This is a genomic window from Pyxidicoccus sp. MSG2, assembly GCF_026626705.1.
GTDB lineage: Bacteria > Myxococcota > Myxococcia > Myxococcales > Myxococcaceae > Myxococcus.
In genome coordinates, this window is record NZ_JAPNKC010000001.1 from 566,834 (window position 1) to 585,271 (window position 18,438).

An 18,438-nucleotide genomic window follows, 5' to 3' on the forward strand; every position below is an offset into this window, starting at 1 on the left:
GGTGAACACGGTGCATGAAGACAGTATGGAGACGCTCCCGTGCCGTGACAGGGGTGGCGCGGAAGGCCGGCCCTCGACGAGACAGGCGGCAGGCGGGAGTCCGTCAGGTCGGCCGCGCCGAAGCCGCCTCAGCTCGCGCTGCCCAGCTCCGCGACCTGATGGGGCACGGCAGCCATGGGCATCCCGTCCTCGCCGAAGTGCTCCCCCGCCCAGCGGGACAGGTGGCCGATGCACGCGTCGATGGCGCCGCCGGTGGTGAAGATGTGGTTGGTACCGCGCAGCCGCAGCCGCTCCAGCGTGGCCACCTTCAAGTCAGAGAACGCGGACCGGTGGATGCGGTCGAAGAAGACGTCGCGCAGCTTGCCCTCCGCGGTGATGACGAGCACCGGCACGCCCCGCTGCACCACGCGCTGCCACGCGCGCACCAGCGGCACGTTGGCCACCGCCGGCAGCGAGCCCCAGTCCATCAGCAGGTCCAGCAGCAGCTGGCGCGGAAAGGGCACGTAGCGGAACAGCCGCGCGTACTCGTTCTCCCGCGTCAGCATCCGCATCCAGCCCCAGTACGAGAAGACCTTCGACGTCACGCGCCGCAGCGGCAGCCGCGAGCGCCACGTCCCCTGCTCCGCGTCCTCGCGAGGCGCCTCGCCGTCCGCGTTGGCCGCCTCCTGCTCGGACAGGTAGAACTCGGGCTCGAAGAGGAACACGCCCGCGACGCCCTCCGCCACGCGGTCCGAGAGGTAGAGCGACGTCGTCGCGGCTCCGCACAACCCTCCCATCACCAGGCCCTTCAGCCCGTGGCGCTTCAGCAGCTCCGCGTGGATGGCCTCCGCCACCTCCACGAAGCCTCCGCCGCAGACGAACTGGTACAGCTCCGCCGTGGTGTCCGGCAGCGGGCCGTCCGAGTCGCCCAGGCCCGGCAGGTCCACGCGGAAGCACGGGAAGCCCTGGGCCGCGAGCCGGTCCGCGGCCCGCGCAGACAGCCCGCCATGGCCCGAGCGCGGCACGTGCCCCGGGTTGAGGAAGAGGAAGCCCACCCGCCCCGACTTCGACGTCGCCGCGGGGTGATACGTGCCCCAGAGCTGGTGGCCCTTCACGTCCAGTTGGAACAACTCCCTCATGACCGCGCCCCCTGGCTCACGCCCACCGCGCCGACTCCGGCCGCGAAGCTCGCGCCGTCGTCGAACAGCTCGCCCAGCTCCGGCAGCAGCCGGTTGCTCGTCGTCCAGAAGAAGGGACGCGGCGTGCGCACGGAGCGGCCATGGCCCGGCGCGAGGCAGCGCTCCGCCGGACGTCCATCCAGGTGCACCACCCGCCACGGCCGCCCGTCGTCCCGCGCCGGCAGCGCCAGGTCATACGCCTCGGCGCTCCGCCAGAAGTCGCGGGACCAGGGGAAGCCCTCCACCTCCATGAAGCCCCCCGCCTCCAATTCCGCCACGTAGTCCTCGCGCGAGCGCGCCACGCCGCCCGTCCCCTCCAGGTTGTCCGCCGCCACCTTGCGCCGCAGCACCTCCATCAGGTGCGCGCGACCGGACTCCGGCGGATCCCACAACAGCAGGCCCTCCGCCTTCTCCTCCTGGAACACGCGAGCTGCCAGCAGCGCCCCCAGACGCAGGCCGTGCAGCACCACCGGCACGCCGGGACGCTCACGGCGCAGGTACTCCAGCCCCGCGCGCAGGTCCGCCTCCCAGCACGGCAGCGTCATGTCCTCGAAGCGGCCCGTGCTCTCGCCGGAGCCCCGGTAGTCGAGCCGAAGCGCGTCCACGCCCCGGGCGGCCAGGTGCCGCGCCCACCGCGTCCAGACGATGTACGCGTGCGCGCGCTCCAGCCCCAGGGGCCCCGCCAGCAGCACCGCAGCCCGGCAGGGCCCGGGCGCCCGGTGGTGGACGAAATAGAGCGACTGCTCACCCTGGGGCAGATACCCGGGCGCTTCGGTGAGTGCCTGCATGAGGTGACTGTTCCCCCCGTGACGGAGCGGATGGTACGGACCCGCTCCATTCATAGTCAAACATTCACCATCACGTGATTGCCAATACACGCGGCGCCGCCCCTCGGGGAGGGGTCAACGCAACCTGGCGCAGCCGTGCGCGGGAGCTTCAGTCGGAGTGGCTCACGACGGCGGCTGGAGCCGCTCGCGCCGGAAGCTCTCCGGGCTGGTGCCCCACCAGCGCTTGAAGGCGCGGTGGAAGGCGGCGGGCTCCGCGTAGCCCAGGAGGAAGGACACCTCGGAGATGGACATGCGGCGGCGCAGGTAGGCCTCGGACAGCTCGCGGCGCAGCGCCTCGACGATGCCCGCGTACGTCTGGCCTTCCTCCGCCAGCCGCCGCTGCAGCGTGCGCGACGGCAGGCGCAGCATCCGGGCCACCGCGGCGAAGGAGAAGTCCCCGCCGGCAAGCGCGTGCCGCACCGCCTCGCGCACGCGCTCGGCGGTGGTGCTCACCTGGGGGAGCCGCTCCAGCACGCGCTGCGCCTGCCGCTCGAACATGGTGTTGAGCAGGGCGTCCGCGTGGACGAAGGGGCGCTGTGCGTCCTCGGGGGAGAACTCGATGTCGCTGGCGGGCGCGCCGAACTCCAGGGGACAGCCGAAAAGGGCCTGGTGCTCCGAGGTGTCCGCCGGGGCGGCATGGGCGAAGCGCACGCGCAGGGGCCGCACGTCCACGCCGGTGAAGAAGCGCACGCCGGTGGCGAACTGGACGAGCGCGGCCTCCGTGAGGTGGCGGTGCGCGGGACGCCACGTCCCCACGGGGGTGAAGCGCATGCGCACGCCGGCCGGTGTGTCCTCCATCCGGAAGCGCTCCCCGTCACCCCAGACGCGCTGGTACCTGCAACCGCGCTCCATGGCGTCGCGCAGGGTGGCGCTGGTGAGGATGACGAAGGTGGCTGGGTCATCCAGGTCCACCAGGTCCACCCGGGCGATGTGCAGGCCCAGGTTGGCGTCCCCGGACAGCGCCTCCATCCGCTCCAGCATGCCGTCCAGGAGTGCGTAGGGGATGCGCAGCTCGGGGTCTTCCAGGTCCTCCTGCCGGAGGCCGGCCTCGCGGCAGAGCGCCTCCACCGGCAGCCCGAGCCCTGCCGCCAGCCGGAGCGCCTGGCGCGCCATGCGGGAGGAGAGGGACGGCTCGGAGGTGGGGAACAGGGGCGCCTTCGCCACGCCGGCCACCGTAGCGGCGGGCTGGCGCGCGCGGCAAGCCGTTCTGGCGCCAGCGGTCAGTGCGTCGCGGCCCTCTGCCTGCGCACCCTTGCGTCATGAATGAGCGTCACCCCATGGCCCTGCCCCGCCTGCACCTCTTCGAGTTCACCGACCAGCCCTGGTGGCCCGCCGCCCTGAGAGACCTGGCGACCGACTACCTGCACACCGTCAGCACCCGCCTGGGCGTCTTCGATGCAGCTGCCGCCGTGCTGGCCCGGGGCCTGCGCGCCGCGGAGGGAAGCGAAGTGCTGGACCTGGCTTCGGGCGGCAGGGGTCCCCTGCCCCGACTGCGCCAGCTGCTGGCGGAGCGGCACGGCGTGGAGGCCCGCGTGGTGCTCAGTGACAAGTACCCCAACGCCCTCGCCGCCGAGCGGGCCCGCGCGGAGGGCGTCGACTACCTGGAGCGCCCCGTGGACGCCCTGCGCGTGCCGGCGGACCTGCGCGGTATGCGCACCCTCGTCAATGCCCTGCACCACTTCCGGCCCGAGGACGCCCGCGCGGTGCTCGCGGACGCGCAGGCCCGGGGCGTCCCCATCGCCATCCTCGAGTCGGCGCGGCGCACGCCAGCGGGCATCCTCTCCATGCTCCTGGTACCGCTGCTGGTCCTGCTGTTCACCCCGCTCGTGCGGCCCATGACGCCGCTGCGCCTGCTGCTCACCTACGTGGTGCCGGTGGCGCCGCTCGTCATCTTCTGGGACGGCGTGGTGTCCGCGCTGCGGGCGCACCGTCCGGAGGAGCTGCGAGCGATGACGGCCTCACTCGCGCGGGAGGGCTACACCTGGGAGGTGGGCGAGACGAACGAGCCGGGCAGGCCCGCCATCAGCTACGTGCTGGGCCTGCCCACGCGCTGACGTCAGTGCAGCGCCGCGAGCAGGACGAGGATGCCATTGATGCCCAGCCCCATGGACACGTAGGCGGGACTGGAGCGCGAGCTGCCCACCGCAACGTTCAGGTGACCGAGAGGACCGAGGCACAGCTTCGCCCCCAGCTCGCCCCCGACGTTGGGGCCCTGGCCGGGGATTGCATCGAGGGCGCCGCCCACCATCAGCCGCGCGTAAGTCAGTAGCCAGGACGACACGAAGTGCTGATACCCGAGGAAGCCGTTGAGCTCCGAGGCGCCCGAGCGGGCGAAGGCGAGGTTGCCGCCAAAGGTCAGCCGCCGCTCGAACAACCCCATGGGCTGGATGTTCAGGGTGATGTCGTTGCCCAGCCCGTTCGATGCATCCACCCGGTACGCGAAGACGAACTCGAAGTCGGGCTTGTCGAGCGCGGGCGCCTCCCGCCTCAGGCGCTCGGCGGACTCCACATCTCGCGGCTCCCCCCGGGCCTCGCGCAGGTCCGCCAGTGCCAGCGTGCCCTCCTCGTCGGCCTCCTGGTAGGCCTTGAGGAGAGGGGGCTCCGCGCCGGTGAGGTCCCCGCCCTCCATCCGCAGCCGCCCCTGGGCCAGGCAGGCCTGCATGTCTCCGGCGTCGCACCCCAGGCCGAAGGCCCTGTCCGCGCCGGCGACGTCGCCCTGCTGGAGCAGCTCGTCACCCCACAGGCCACACCCAGACGTCCTGCCCTGCTCGCAAGCCGACATGGGAGACATCCCCCGCGTGGTGGCACACGCTGCGCTTCCCAGGGACACCAGCGCCGCCATGAACCACACGCGTCTCATGGCGGCCATTCAACCATGGAGCCGGGTGACGCCGCCTCCCGCCCCGCGGTGCTACGAGCGGAACTTCAGGGCAGCCCGATGATTGCGAGCGCACACCAGCCCGGGGTGGGAAGCCGCGTGCCCCCCTGCCCGCCCTCCATCCGGGCGAGGCGGACCGGCCGGCCCTCAAAGGCCCGTGTGCCCCCTGGCCTCCGCGCGGATCAGCGCAGAAGTTGAGGCCACACAGGAGGACCGGTGGCTCAAGTCGCTATCCAGCACGACTGTTTCGTTCCTGCTCCGCATTCGCGGCTCCCCAGGGGGGAGCCTGTATGAAAGTGCCCGAGCTGCTGGAGCATCTTCCGGGAGTCGGCCCCCTGCTCGCCCGCATGCCGGGCGCGCATGAGGAGCACCTGCCACGCCGCGAGCCCTCGGTGACGTTCCCCGACTTCGAGGCCGTGCCCCGGCCGACGACGGAGCGTGAGCTGGGAGACGGCCGCACGTACATCGTCCGCAACACCTCGGTGCGTCCGACCCGGGGGCCCGGGCTGACGGTGATGAGCTACAACATCCTGCTCGGAGGCCAGCGCCGCGAGGCCCTGCTGGCGTACTTCGACGAGCTGGAGGCGCACGGCCGGATGCCGGACGTCATCGGGCTGCAGGAAGCCAACGTGCCCATCACCGTGCTCCTGGCGACGCGGTACGGGTTCCACATGGCCTACCAGGGCCATGACGGTATCGGCGGCGGGCGGCTCGTCAACGGCAAGGCCTTCCTCACCCGCCACCCGATGGTGGACGCGGCCCACTTCACCTACGTCATCCCCGACGCCGTGCGCGAGGAGGCCATCCGCCGACGCGGAGACCCGTGCGAGCTGCCGGAGGACCGGGGCGCGCTCTACGTGCGCCTGGAGGTGGAGGGCCACCCGATGGTCTTCTACAACGTGCACCACGCGCTGGGGGACTCGGGCATCAACGCGCGCAACCTGCGCCAGCTCAACGCGCTGTTGCACCACCGCGAGGTGGCCCACGCCGTGGTGCTGGGGGACTTCAACGCCAACACCGCCATCAAGCGCGGCGGCTCGTGGCTGATGGCCCACCTGATGACCTACGACGACACCGACACGATTGAGGAATACGCGGTGCGCTACGGCGACCCGCACGCGAGCGTGGGTGACAAGGGCGTGGGCAACATCGCCGACCCGCGCCTGCGGCATGAATTGCACGCGTTGGAGCTGGAGCTGCCGGAGACCATCGCCCACGCCACGCTCGCGCAGGTGCGCCTGCATGACGGCACGGTGATGACGCCGAAGCAGGCGTGCACGGAGCTGCGCGCCGGCAAGGTGCCGCGCGGGAGCGAGCACTGGCTGCGCTTGCAGGACATCGCCGACAGCGCCACCCTCACGTCGCTTCCGGACGAGCGCGGGGTGATACCCGCCACGGGCAAGCGCTTCGACAACCTCTACGCGTCGCCCGGGCTGGTGCCGGTCCTCTTCGAGGTGGACCGCAGCACCGAGTCCTCCGACCACCAGCCGGTGGTGGCGCACTACACCGTGCGCGGGCCGGGCACCCGCGAGGTCAAACCACCCTCCGGCAACAGCAAGCAATCCTGAGCGCGTGGCCTGTCAGAGCAGGACGAAGTCCATGTTCTCGAAGCCGCGCGTGCGGGCGCAGACCTCGTAGTTGCCTTCGATGGTTTGAAACGTCTCCTCGTCCACCTCGGTGACGATGCCGGTGTGGGACCAGTCGGTGGCCGTGCGGCGGCGCAGGAAGAGGCTGCCGGGGCAGATGCGGGTGCGGTCGGGCAGCGCGGTGAGCGTGCAGATGAGCCGCCCCTTCTCCCGGGCGAAGGCGCCCAGCGTGTCACACGACAGCGAGCGCCCCACCGGCATGGGCACGCCGAGCGCCCGCGCGGCCTGCTGGAGGCAGAAGGTGGCGAAGCCCGCGGACCAGGGCCAGGTGCTGCCATCGTGGCCGTCCATGTAGAGGCGCACCCAGGGGCCGCGATTCTCGCCACCAATCTCTCGCGGACGCTGGCGCAGGTGCTGCGCGGCGTAGGCCACCACCAGCGAGCCCAGGGTGCGGCCCTGCGCGGGAATCGGCGCGACGGCGGCCTTCAGGGGCGCCACCAGCCGGTCGAACGTCACCGCGTCACCGACGCCCGTCACCGTCAGCCCGGCCTTCGCCTGGAAGCGCTTCAGCGCCGCCTCGGTCGCGGCGCCGAAGTCACCGTCGATGGCGACCGCGAAGCCCTGGAGCGACAGCCACTCCTGGATGCGCCGCACGTCAGGGCCCCGCTCGCCTCGGCGGTAGACCCTGTCCAGCTCGAGCTCGTTCATGGAACCCCCCGCCGGCAACCGCGAGCGCCGGTCCGCGCGCCATCCTGGCACCCCGGGGAAGCACGCGCCAAGAGGGGGAGGCCGCGGCCCCTTCGCGTACGAAGGGGCTCGCGTCCGGGGTCAGCGGTCCTTCTGCTCCTCGAGCGGACCGCGTCCGTTCTCCAGTGGACCTTCGCCGTCGTTGATGACGCCGGGATTGTCACCGATGGGTGCCTTGCCAGAGCCACCCACGCCTTCCTTGAAGCCCTCGGAGGCCTCCTCGGCCGCGCCCTTGACCTGCTCGGCCGCCTTGTTCGCGCCGTGCTCCACGTCCTTCGCCGCCTCGCCTACTTCCCTGCCGACCTCACGGGCGTTCTCCCGCACGGCACCCTCCTGCCGCTCGTTGCAGCCCGCTGCCAGGCCGAGCACTCCGCACAGGCCCGCCATCGTCAGCCACTGCCATCCCTGTCGTGCCATCGCGTGCCTCCTCGCTCCTGCTGCGTCCATGTCCGGACGCAAAGGTAGGCACGCCCGCCGTCATCGGCTTCCAGGGCAATGGGTGAGTGCACGAATCCACGCGTCCACCAGCGCCGTCCCGGCGGTGTCCACCTCCCGCGTGGCGAGCGGCGGCATCTGGAAGGTGTCCCGCGCGTGCATGCGCAGCGACACGAGCGAGGACTCCGGGTGGCCCGGTGCCACCAGCTTCGCCCCGGGCACGCCCAGGTCGCCCACTTCCGGAGGCATGTCGCAGATGCCGGCCTGCTCCAGCGGCGTGGTGATGCGCAGGTCCGCAGTGCCCCGGCCGAGCCCGCTGGGGCGGTGGCACATGGCGCAGTTGGCGTGGAGGTACGCGCGGGCCCGCGCCTCCGGGGACGTCGCGCCGTCATAGGTGGGCAGCCGGGGCAGCATGTCCGGCACGCCCGGCAGCGTCAGCACGCCGATGTGCTCCAGCGTTGTGAGCTGGTTTGCCCGCCGGTCGCCCGGATAGACGAAGTCCCCATTGAGCTGCGCCACCTCCAGGCCCAGCACGTGGCTGGCGGTGGCGTTGTGGCACTGCATGCACTCAGCTCGGCTGGGGAAGGTCCACGTCCTGCCCGCCACCTGCTTCACCTTGCCCGCCTCCAGCAGCACCGCGTCCGTGCCCTCCGCGTTCCACTCGTAGCTGTAGCCGGCCCAGCTCCCGTCCGGATGGCGCATGAACAGGCGCGTCTCCACGCGCCGGCCCTCCAGGAGGAAGCTCTTCACCGTCACGCTTCCCGGCGGCGGCTCCAGCACTCCGTCCGAGCCCACCGTCACCGTCGTCCCGTCCGGCACCGCGAGGAAGCGCTCCTTGTCCGCGCTGTCCGACCAGAGCGGGGCATTCACCCCGTACGGGATGAGCCCGCCCGCGGGCTTCGTGGCGTCCTTCGGGTCCACGCACCCCGTCTCGGACAGGCGCGCGGGGAACGAGCCACCCGGCGCGGGCTTCTCGGGGACGAGCCGGTACAGCCCGCCTCCGCCGAAGTCCACCACCAGCAGCTCTCCGTCGTTCAGCTCCGCGAAGGAGGAGATGTTGAGCGACGTGGAGAGGACGCGCTTCGGCTTCGCCCCACCGCCGGGCATGGCGTCCCCGGGCAGCGTCCAGATGCGGCCCGTGCCGAAGTCTCCGAAGACGTACTGACCCGCGAGCGCCGGCACCGCGGTGCCGCGGTACACGTAGCCGCCGGTGACGGACACGCCCTCGTCACGGCCGTACGCGGCCACCGGAGGCGTCAGGCCCTGCGTGGCGCACGGAGTGCTGCGCACGCACGCGGTGCCCTCGAGGACGCTCCACCCGTAGTTGCCGCCGAGCACCACGCGGTTGACCTCCTCGAAGCGCTTCTCCCCCACGTCGGCCAGCCACAGCGCGCCGGTGCGTCGGTCGAAGCTCCAGCGCCACGGGTTGCGGAAGCCGAGCGCGTAGATTTCCTTCCGCCCGCCGCCCTTCGCGAACGGGTTCGTGGACGGAATGGCGTAGGGCCGGGCCGAGTCCACGTCCAGGCGCAGCATCTTCCCCAGCCACTGCTGCGGGTCCTGCGCGGTGCGGTTCGGGTCCATGCGGCCGCCACCGTCGCCGAAGCCGACGTACAGGTAGCCGTCCCGCCCGAAGGCGAGGTGCCCTCCGTTGTGGTACGAGTACGGCTGCGCGAGCTGCAGGACGAGCTCCCCGCTGCTCGGGTCCAACGTGGCGCCGCCGTCCTTGCTGCGGTAGCGGACGATGTACGAGTGGAGCTTCCCGTCGTCGTCATCGCCGATGAAGGAGAGGAACACCTCCCCGTTGGTGGCGAAGCGCGGGTGGAAGGCCATGCCCAGCAGCCCCGTCTCGTCGTGCGAGGCATTCACCCGTCCGGAGAGGTCGATGACCAGCGAGCTGTTCGCGGCGCCCTCCTCGTTGGCGAAGACGCGCACTTGGCCCTGCTTCTCCACCACGTAGACGCGGCGGCTGTCGCCGGGGGCCTGGAGCGCGAACAGCGGCTGGGTGAAGGACAGCCCCGGGTAGACGCGCTGGAGTGAGACGCCGGTGGCCTCGGCGGGACGCGCGGGCGCCACGCACGTGGGATTCGCCGGCCGCGTGTCGAGGCCGTACGGGACGACCGGAATGGGGACTCCGGAGTCCGGTGGGTCCTCCGGGCCGGCGTCGGGGTTGGACGCATCATGCGGACCCGCATCCTCATGTCCTGGCGGCTCCGTGTCGGGAGGATGCGCGTCGGGCGTATCCGGCCCATCCGGGGCCGCGCCCGGACAGGCCGCGGGAGAGAGGAGCAGAGCGGTGGCGAGGGCGAGGGTGCAGAGCAGGGCCAGCACCGGCGGGCGTCGGAGCATGGGGCCATGTGCCATCGCCTTTCAGGCTTGGGGATGGCCCGGACGAACGTCTGCCCGATGCTGGACGCTCGGGCGTCTGGGGCGCCCACTTCCGGAGTGGTCCGGTGGACAGAGGCGGCACCGTACGTCTCCGGAGTACAGTTCCCGTACATGGACCTCATCGTCGAGAACGGGCTGGTGTTCGATGGGCTGGGGACTGCGCCGCGCCAGGCACACGTGGGCATCCGCGAAGGCACCGTCGCCGCCATCTCCGAAGCCCCCCTTCCCCGAGCGCCGCACACGCGTGTCATCGACGCCACCGGCCACTGGGTGACGCCCGGCTTCATCGACTTCCACACGCACTACGACGCGGAGGTGGAGCTGGCCCCGTCCCTCTCCGAGTCCGTCCGTCACGGCGTCACCACCGTGGTGGTGGGAAGCTGCTCGCTCAGCCTCGCGGTGGGCACGCCGGAAGACCTGGCCGACATGTTCTGCCGCGTGGAGGCCATCCCCTACGCCACCGTCCGCACGCTGCTGGAGGAGCGCAAGCAGTGGGACACGCTGGGCGGCTACCTGGAGCACCTGGACGCGCTGCCGCTCGGGCCCAACGTCGCGTCCTTCCTCGGGCACTCCGCGCTGCGCGCGCACGTCATGGGCCTGCACCGCAGCCTGGACTCCGGCGTCCGTCCCGCCGAGGACGAGTTGCGCCGCATGGAGACCCTGGTCCGCGAGGGCCTGGACCTGGGCTACCTGGGCCTGTCCGTGCAGACGCTCAAGTGGGACAAGATGGGCGGCTCGCGGGACATCCGCAGCCGGCCCCTGCCCTCCACCTACGCGCGCTGGAGCGAGTACCGCCGCCTCACCCGCCTGCTGCGCGAGCGCGGCCGCGTCTTCCAGGGCGTGCCCAACATCAGCACCAAGGTGAACGTGCTGCTGTTCCTCCTGGAGAGCATGGGCCTGGGACGCAAGACGCTGAAGACGTCGGTCATCTCCATGATGGACCCCCGCGCCAGTCGCGGCATCCACCGCACCATCGGCGTCCTCTCGCGCGTGGCCAACCGGCTGCTGGGCGCGGACTTCCGCTGGCAGGCGCTGCCCGAGGTGTTCGATTTGTGGGCGGACGGCATCGACCTCGTCGTCTTCGAGGAGTTCGGCGCGGGAGCCGCGGCCCTGCACCTCCAGGACGCGGCGTCGCGCGCGGACCTGCTGAAGGACCCGGAGTACCGCGCCCGCTTCCGGCGCCAGTGGACCAACCGCTTCCTCCCGCGCGCCTTCCACCGCGACTTCAACGAGTCCCGCATCCTCCAGTGTCCGGACGCGAGCGTGGTGGGCAAGTCCTTCGCCCAGGTGGCGCACGAGCAGGGCCGGCACGCGGTGGACGTCTTCCTGGACCTGGTGGCCACCCATGGGGACGCGCTGCGCTGGTACACCGTCATGGCCAATGACAGGCGCGAGGAGTTGGAGCGCATCTGCCGGCACCCGGACATCCTGGTGGGCTTCTCCGACGCGGGCGCGCACCTGCGCAACATGGCCCACTACAACTTCCCGCTGCGACTCCTGCGCCTGGTGCGCGAGGCGGAAAAGCGCGGCGAGCCCTTCATGTCCACGGAGCGCGCCGTGCATCGGCTCACCGGAGAGATTGGGGAGTGGTTCGGGCTGGACGCGGGCGTGCTCGCCGAGGGGCGCCGCGCGGACCTGACCGTCATCAACCCCGAGGGCCTGGACGCGAAGCTGGACGAGGTCGCCGAGGCGCCGATGGAGAACTTCGGCGGCTTCGTGCGGCTGGTGCGCCGCAATGACGCCGCCGTGAAGGCCGTGCTCATCTCCGGCCGCGAGGCCGTCCAGGACGGCGGCCTGTCCCCGGCCCTGGGACGGGAGCGCGGCTTCGGACGCGTGCTGCGCGCCCGGGCCACCTGAGCCGGGCCGTCGCCACCCGACTGTCAAGTGTCCCACCGGACAGGGGAATGGCGGACCCGGTTTGTTCCCGCAGGTCGGGTTGCCCCAAGATGCGGTCCGGTGACGGCGCCTGGGCGCGAACACCCCGGAGGTCCAGCGCATGGCCGGTGAGCTGGGAGCACCAAGAGCCCCTGAAGCCCCCGGACGGCGCGGCCCGCCGCGCAAGCGTTTCTGGTACCCGCTTCCCCTGCTCGTCTTCTCCGCGTTCATCCTCTCCGGGGCCGACCCCACGGCGGACCGCGCCGCGCAGCGCGTCTGGCTCACCGCGTCCCCCACGCGCCCCATCGAGCCGCGCCTCAGCGTGGCCCAGGCGGATGGCTACCGTCCCTACGCCCCGGCCCGGACGCCGGAGGCCACCCCGGTGCCGCTGCGCGAACTGGCGCGACTGGAGGCGCTCGGGGACCGCGCGGGCATCGCGGCGTCGTACCTCGTCCACGGGGACCCGCAGCAGGCGCTGGCCCACCTCCACCATGCGCCCGCGTCGCCCAGCCGCGAGTGCGACCGCGCCGCCGCCGCATTCCTCCTCCAGCGCTACGATGAGGCGCTGACGCTGCTCGATGGCGCCCTGGACGTCCGGCCCCGCCACCCACAGGCACTCTGGAACCGCGCACTCGTGCTGCGCGAGCTGGGGCTGACGATGCTCGCGGCGTCGACCTTCGACGACGTGGCGGCGCTGGGCGAGCCGGGCTGGAGCACCGAGGCCCGGGAGCAGGCCCGCGTGCTGCGGGCGAGCGAGCAGGAGCGCGCCACGCAGTGGCGGAGCACACGGGACGCCGTCGATGCGCTCGCCAGCGACTCCGCCGCGCCGATTCCGCTGGACGCGGCGCGCCGCCTCCCCGGCACCGCGCGGGCCCACTTCTACGACGCCGTGCGCGCCGCCCCGACGGCCGCGCGGGTGCGGGCGCTGCTGCCGCTCGCGGAGGTGCTGGACCGCGCCTTCGGAGGCACCGCGCTGGCGGACTACACCCGGCGCGTGGCGGCCCGCGACTTCACGCGCCGCGCGCCGCTGGCCCTCGAGTACGTGCGGCTCGTCCGGCGCAACCACGCGGACCCGGCCGCCTTCATCCAGCGGCTGCGCGCGTCGGGCGAGGAGGACCTGCGCCTGGGCGCGCTGCTGCTCGTCCCCTCGGTGCCCCGCGACGCCGCGGAGGTGGAGGCGCTCGCCCGGCGGTGGGACGACCCGTGGGTGGGCGTGCTGGTCCAGGAGGAGCTGGCGCGGCTGGAGGACCTCGCGGGCCAGTCCTGGCAGGCCGGACAGCGCCTGCGGGACGCGCTGAGCATGTGCCGCGAGCGGGAGCTGGGCCTGCGGTGCCTGGACCTGCAGCGGAGGATGAGCTTCAACGCCACGTCGGCCAACCGGCTCGCGGAGGCGGAGGAACTGGCCCGCTCGGCCTGGCGCGAGGCGCGGCTGTTGGGAGAGTGGGGACAGGAGGGCTTCGCCATCCGGGCGCTCGGCCAGGCCGCGCGCTACCAGTTCCGCGTCGCGCCCGCGCGGGCCTACCTGGACGAGTTCCTCCAGCGCAGCCCGGGCGACTGCGACGCGCGCAACTACGTCCACCGCAACCTGGCCTCGCTGGAGCTGATGCGGCTGCGGCCCCAGGAGGCCCGGCACGCGCTGGACGAGGCCCAGGAGTGCAACCGCTCCGTGGGGCTGGTGGGCGCGTGGATTCTCGCGGACCTCGGCCGGATGGACCCGCGCCCCACGGACGAGGAGGCGGTGCGCCGCGAGCTGGCGCAGGTCAACCCCGTCCTGGACGCGCCCGGGCGCCGGGTGCTGGCCACGCTCATCGCCGGCCGCCTCGTGGTGGAGCGCAACCGCGAGGAGGGCCAGGCGCTGCTGCGGAAGACCATCGCCGAGGCCGAGCCGTGGATCGCCACCGACGCGGACGCGCGGGACGCCCGGGCCGTGGCGTACCAGTCGCTGGCCGTCAGCGCCGGCAAGGCGGGGGCCTTCGACGAAGTGCCGGCGCTGGTGGCGGAGCAGCTCGGCGTCACCGCCCCGGAGCGGTGCGTGCTGGCCGCCGCCCTGGAGGCCGAGCGCACGGTGGTGGTGGCGCGCGGGCCGTCCGGCGAGGTGCGCGGCTACCATGATGCCTCGCGCCGGGAGCCGCTCGGAGACGACCTCTCGGGCGTGGTGCCGCGTGAGCTGGTGGCGATGCTGCGCCGCTGCCCCCAGGTGGATGTGCTCGCCGCGCCCCCGCTGGACAGCCGCGCCGGACTGCTGCCCCCGGACCTGGCGTGGCGCTACCGCGTGGGGAGCGTGGCGCAGCATCGGCCCGCGGCGCCCCTGCCCCCGCTGCACGTGGTGGTGGCCAACGTGGAGACTCCGCAGTCGCTGCGGCTGGCGCGCCTGCCCTCGTGGGAGTCCCCGCTCGCGCCACGGGGCAAGTCCCTGGAACTGGTGGGAATGAATGCCACGCCGTCGCGCGTGTTGGAGGCCATGGAGCGGGCCACCGACATCGAGTTCCACGCGCACGGCATGGTGGACCGCAGCCTGTCGGGCGCCACGGTGATTGCGCTGGCACCGGAGTACGACGGCAGCTTCGCCCTCACCGCCGAGGCGATTCGCCGGGTGCGCCTGGAAGGCACGCCCATGGTGCTGCTCGGAGCGTGCAGCGCGGCGCGGCTGCCGCCCCTGCTCCACCAGACGTCCTCGCTGCCGCAGGCCTTCATCGGCTCGGGCGCGCGCGCGGTGTTCGCGGCGACGGTGGACATCCCCAACTCGGCGGGCCGCTTCTTCCAGGCCGTGCGCGAGCGCATCCAGGCCGGTGTCAGTCCGGCCAAGGCCCTGCGCGAGGAGCGCCAGCGCAAGCTGCGCGAGGACCCCTCCGCGCACTGGGTGAGCCGGGTACTCTTGTACGAGTAGGGCGCGCCGCTTTCTGCCCGGCGCGTGAGAGGGGGACGGTGGAATGCACACCGAGGAACCGCTGGCCGTCTACAGCCTGCACTTCGACCGCGGAGACGCGTCCAGCGGCGCGATTGCCCTGTGGGACCCCGTCACGGACACGCGGCTGGGAGCGCTGCCCGAGTGGATTCGCGGCCGGAGGGAGGAACCCATCGCCTACGTCCGGGGCTCGCGGCCGTCGGTGGGCGTGACGCTGCTGGCGCACCACTTCGTGCCCACGACGTTCGACCTCAGCGCCTTCGGGCCGGGGCTCGGCGAGGGCGGCACGGTGCGGTGGGTGGGGCCGCATCCGGTGACGCTGGAGCGGACCGCCGGGTGGAGCACGCTCGCGGAGCCGGTGGCCTTCAACCGGCCGCTGCCCAACCGCATCGGCGTGCACGCGCTGGAGCTCCAGTGGTTCGCGGAGTGGACGGACGGGCACGGCACCGCGCGCCGGCTGTTCCTCGGGGATACGCGGCATGAGCTCCACACCAGCGGCGCGCCCATGGAGCACGGGGTGCCCGGGGCTCCACCCGTCGGAGCGTATGCACCCCTCATGCGCTGGTCCTCGCGGTGGTGCTCGGGGCTGGAGGGACGCAAGGCCGTCTGCGACGCCATCCTCCAGGGACTGGCGGAGACGCGGCTGCGATACGGCCTGCCCGCGTGGTCCGTGCGGCACATGCTGCTGGCGGGCGGCGGCATGTGCGGCGGCTGGTACCAGTTGTTCCAGCAGCTCGCGAACTGCCAGGGCGTCGCGGTGGAGGGACGCACGCTGCACCTGGTGCCGCTGCATGACCCGAGCACGGACGAGGTGCGCTGGGAGGCGATGGTGGCGGCGGCGCCGGGGCTCAACCAGGTGGAGCCGGCACGGCAGACGCGCTTTCTCGGCTGGTTCAACGACTGCGCGCGCTATCCCTTCGCCCCGGACGAGCCCGTGGAGCTGCTCGGCCGGCAGGACTCGCGGTACTGCTTCTTCGCGGGTTGGGATGACGGACATTCGGTGAACTTCCTGGAGGACGGAGGCCGGCTCTACCTGTACGACCCGAGCTTCCGCACCCAGGCCGTCGCGCTCGACATGCCGATGCCCGAGCCCGACGGACAGCCGGTGGCGCTGGAGCAGGAGTCATCGCTCCGGAGGGAATACCTGAATCAGGCGATGCCCTGGGTCATGGGCACGCTGCGGGCGAATGGGCGACTCTGGGAGGTGGACGTGGCGCGGGGGGCGTTCGGCATCACCGTGAGAACGGAGCAGGTGCCGGAGCTCGGCATCCTGTGGACACGCTAGGAGGCGCCATGCCGTCGACACGCGAACAGCTCAGGCGGATGGTGGAGGAGCGCGAGGCTCCGTCGCGCGGCTTCGCCTGGGATGCACTGATGCAGGTGCTCGCCGAACTGGAGGCGGCGGCCGTCAGCGGCGCCCTTCCCCTGGAGGCGGAGGACGTCGGCGTGCTCGCGGACCTGGTGGCGCGGCGTGGGCGCGTGCCGCTGCATGGGGCCGTGGCCGTCCCCCACTGCATGCCCCCCGAGGAGGTCATCCTGTACCGGGCGCTGAAGGCCCTGGAGGCGGCGGAACGGCTGGACTGCGTGAGGGAGTTGCTGCCGCGCGTGGGACGGGAAGCGGACTCCCCTGCCCTGCGGGAGCTGGTGCGGCAGCTCCAGTCCGCCTGACGCGCTCGGCTTCAGCCGCGCTTCCTCCACGGAGGAGGTGTCGGCTCGGGAGGTGCCGGCTCCTGCTCCCACGTCACATTGGGCGCGGAGGCGGCGAAAGCCGAGAAGGACACCGAGGTGCTCGCCTCCAGCACCCGCCAGGCGAACCACCAGCCCACGGACACCAGCGCCAGGTCCCCGGGCCCCAGCTCCACCTCCAGGCGCGGCACGGCCGACTTCTCCTCGGGCTCGCCCGTCATCCGGCGCAACTCGAACGCGGGCACGAGCCGGAGCCGCCGCCTCCCGTGCACCTGGCAGAGCAGCACGTTCTCCCGGGCCGCCCCCTCTTCCGATTGGAACCCTTCCGCCTCCACCGACAGCACCGGCCTGCCCGCGCGCGCGTCCGCCACCACGTAGGCCACCGGGGGACGGAGGGACTCCAGCAGCGGGCGCAGGTCGGCGTGCTCCACCAACGACACGGCACGAGCCCCTGACGCCATGAGTCGCTCCGGCCGCCAGTCCTCCTCCGACGCCGGGTCCACCACCGAGCCCCGTATCACCACCGGCCGGTTCTGGAAGTAGTAGCGGTCGAAGAACTCCTCACCGGAGAGGGACTCATGGCGGTCCACGCGCTCATGTCCCTCCGCCTGTCGGTACAGCTCCCCATACATGTCCAGCAGCCCTTCGAGCTTCCGGTCCAGCGCGAGCGCCTTCCGCGTCCCCTCGAAGCACGGGTCCTTCAGCTCGGCCTCCACGGCCTCCCGGGCCAGGGCCGCGTCCACGCCCGCGCCCTCCAGCACCGCGACGAGGTCCGGAGCATCCGCACCACGCAGCAGGTTCTCCACCACCCAACGCCGCCACTCAGGAGCGAGCTGGGCTCCCTCACTGCCTTCCTTCATCGCTCCACCTTCTCCGGCTGAGGCCCAATCCAATAGTCCCGCCACTCCGCATTCCGCGCGGCCCGGTCGAAACAGACGAAGGTCACCGAGAGGCTCACGTCCAGCGCCTGCACCGCGTGCCACCAGCCCACGGGGATGAGCAGCGCATCCCCCGGCCCCACCTCGCAGGTGTGCACCGTGGCGCGGGCGAAGTCCGGGAAGCGCGTGACGTCCGGCGCGAGGATGTCCACCGCGCTGTAGAGCCCGCGGTCGTTGTAGAGCCAGGGCGTCTCGCAGGAGGGAATCAGCCAGAAGCGCTTGCGCCCGAACACCTGGCAGAAGAGGACGTTGAGGTGGTCGTGGTGCAGGTTGGACAGCGTACCCGCCGGGCCGAACCACAGGTGCACGCTGTCCGGCACGGTGAGGTCGGGCTGGATGTACCCGGCCGGAGCGCGGAGGTCCGCCAGCAACGGCCGGAAGGCCTCACGCAGCAACAGGCTGTTGCGCGCCACGAGGTACACGTCGTTCGTCTCACCGCCCTCGCGCATGCGGGCCACCAGCTCGCGCAGCGGCAGGGAGCGCCGCAGCCGCTCCGCGTTGAAGTCCGGGTCCGCGTCCGACTCGCGCCCCGCCATCACCTCCACGGGCTCGCCGCCGAAACGCTCCGCGAGCCACTCCGGCGACCAGCGCGTCAGGGCGGGCCAGTCCGCCATCAGCCCCTCGATGATGACGGGACGGTTGCGGTGGTAGTAGCGCGCGAAGAACTCCTCCGGCGACAGGCCCCACCTCCGCTCCACGCGAGGCGCTCCGTCCGCGGAGTGCTCCTGACGGTAGAGCGTGGCCCTCGCCTCCAGCAGCGCCTCCAGCTCGCGGTGCCGGGGGGGCCGTGCTCGCGCCTGGACGACGGCGGGATGCGCCGCGACGGACTCCACCTCCGCGAGGGCCTGCTCCGGCGCGAGTCCGGACTCGCATAGGCGCGTGACGAGGCGGCGCGGGGACACGCCGCGCGTCAGGTTCTCCGCGATCCACGCACGCCGCTGGTGCAAGGAGCTCTCATCCGGCCGCATCACACGCGGGGTGCGGTATACCATCGCGGCAACCCCCTCGGTCGCGCTGGA

15 protein-coding genes are annotated in these 18,438 nt (G+C 72.4%); 6 read left to right on the forward strand and 9 right to left on the reverse strand.

Annotated features, from left to right (window positions below; translation table 11 throughout):
- Positions 1–128: 128 nt before the first annotated feature.
- The 3 genes from OV427_RS02390 to OV427_RS02400 all read right to left on the reverse strand — a co-directional run bounded on the left by OV427_RS02390 (position 129) and on the right by OV427_RS02400 (position 3,148).
- Positions 129–1,118 carry an alpha/beta fold hydrolase gene (locus OV427_RS02390; RefSeq protein WP_267854493.1) on the reverse strand — a complete coding sequence of 330 codons (990 nt, stop codon included), beginning with the start codon at positions 1,116–1,118 and terminating at the stop codon, positions 129–131.
- Positions 1,115–1,945 carry a serine aminopeptidase domain-containing protein gene (locus tag OV427_RS02395; RefSeq protein ID WP_267854494.1) on the reverse strand — a complete coding sequence of 277 codons (831 nt, stop codon included), beginning with the start codon at positions 1,943–1,945 and terminating at the stop codon, positions 1,115–1,117. Before OV427_RS02395 ends, OV427_RS02390 begins: the two co-directional genes overlap by 4 nt.
- Before the next feature lie 162 nt (positions 1,946–2,107).
- Positions 2,108–3,148: an AraC family transcriptional regulator gene (locus tag OV427_RS02400; RefSeq protein ID WP_267854495.1), complete on the reverse strand. Its 1,041-nt coding sequence runs from the start codon at positions 3,146–3,148 to the stop codon at positions 2,108–2,110.
- Positions 3,149–3,261: 113 nt separating this feature from the next.
- Between OV427_RS02400 and OV427_RS02405 the strand changes: the two genes are divergently transcribed.
- A complete protein-coding gene (locus OV427_RS02405) occupies positions 3,262–4,038 on the forward strand; it encodes a hypothetical protein (RefSeq protein ID WP_267854496.1) in 777 nt (258 codons plus the stop codon).
- 2 nt (positions 4,039–4,040) lie between these two features.
- On the opposite strand, the gene OV427_RS02410 is transcribed toward OV427_RS02405, so the two are convergent.
- On the reverse strand, positions 4,041–4,844 hold the full coding sequence (locus OV427_RS02410; RefSeq protein WP_267854497.1) for a hypothetical protein: 804 nt from the start codon (positions 4,842–4,844) through the stop codon (positions 4,041–4,043).
- A 308-nt stretch (positions 4,845–5,152) separates the two neighbouring features.
- On the opposite strand from OV427_RS02410, the gene OV427_RS02415 reads away from it, so the two are divergent.
- The gene (locus OV427_RS02415; RefSeq protein ID WP_267854498.1) at positions 5,153–6,430 is read left to right on the forward strand and encodes an endonuclease/exonuclease/phosphatase family protein; all 1,278 of its coding nucleotides are present in this window, start codon (positions 5,153–5,155) and stop codon (positions 6,428–6,430) included.
- A gap of 12 nt (positions 6,431–6,442) precedes the next feature.
- Here OV427_RS02415 and OV427_RS02420 read toward each other — a convergent pair whose 3' ends face one another.
- The 3 genes from OV427_RS02420 to OV427_RS02430 form a co-directional block, all read right to left on the reverse strand.
- Positions 6,443–7,156, reverse strand: coding sequence for a peptidoglycan-binding protein (locus OV427_RS02420; protein WP_267854499.1), 714 nt, complete (start codon positions 7,154–7,156; stop codon positions 6,443–6,445).
- A 120-nt stretch (positions 7,157–7,276) separates the two neighbouring features.
- On the reverse strand, positions 7,277–7,612 hold the full coding sequence (locus tag OV427_RS02425; RefSeq protein WP_267854500.1) for a hypothetical protein: 336 nt from the start codon (positions 7,610–7,612) through the stop codon (positions 7,277–7,279).
- Between the two features lie 60 nt (positions 7,613–7,672).
- A complete protein-coding gene (locus tag OV427_RS02430) occupies positions 7,673–9,976 on the reverse strand; it encodes a PQQ-dependent sugar dehydrogenase (protein ID WP_267854501.1) in 2,304 nt (767 codons plus the stop codon).
- Between the two features lie 150 nt (positions 9,977–10,126).
- Between OV427_RS02430 and OV427_RS02435 the strand changes: the two genes are divergently transcribed.
- The 4 genes from OV427_RS02435 (at position 10,127) to OV427_RS02450 (ending at position 16,463) form a co-directional block, all read left to right on the forward strand.
- Positions 10,127–11,872 (forward strand): N-acyl-D-amino-acid deacylase family protein, encoded by a 1,746-nt coding sequence (locus OV427_RS02435; protein WP_267854502.1) that lies wholly within the window; start codon positions 10,127–10,129, stop codon positions 11,870–11,872.
- A gap of 139 nt (positions 11,873–12,011) precedes the next feature.
- On the forward strand, positions 12,012–14,777 hold the full coding sequence (locus tag OV427_RS02440; protein WP_267854503.1) for a CHAT domain-containing protein: 2,766 nt from the start codon (positions 12,012–12,014) through the stop codon (positions 14,775–14,777).
- A gap of 43 nt (positions 14,778–14,820) precedes the next feature.
- Entirely contained in the window at positions 14,821–16,080 is a 1,260-nt protein-coding gene (locus OV427_RS02445) for a hypothetical protein (RefSeq protein WP_267854504.1), read from the forward strand.
- 8 nt (positions 16,081–16,088) lie between these two features.
- Positions 16,089–16,463, forward strand: coding sequence for a hypothetical protein (locus OV427_RS02450; protein ID WP_267854505.1), 375 nt, complete (start codon positions 16,089–16,091; stop codon positions 16,461–16,463).
- An 11-nt stretch (positions 16,464–16,474) separates the two neighbouring features.
- On the opposite strand, the gene OV427_RS02455 is transcribed toward OV427_RS02450, so the two are convergent.
- Positions 16,475–17,341 (reverse strand): hypothetical protein, encoded by an 867-nt coding sequence (locus OV427_RS02455; protein ID WP_267854506.1) that lies wholly within the window; start codon positions 17,339–17,341, stop codon positions 16,475–16,477.
- Positions 17,338–18,366, reverse strand: a complete 1,029-nt coding sequence (locus OV427_RS02460; RefSeq protein WP_267854507.1) for a cupin-like domain-containing protein — start codon at positions 18,364–18,366, stop codon at positions 17,338–17,340. Before OV427_RS02460 ends, OV427_RS02455 begins: the two co-directional genes overlap by 4 nt.
- Positions 18,367–18,438 lie beyond the last annotated feature (72 nt).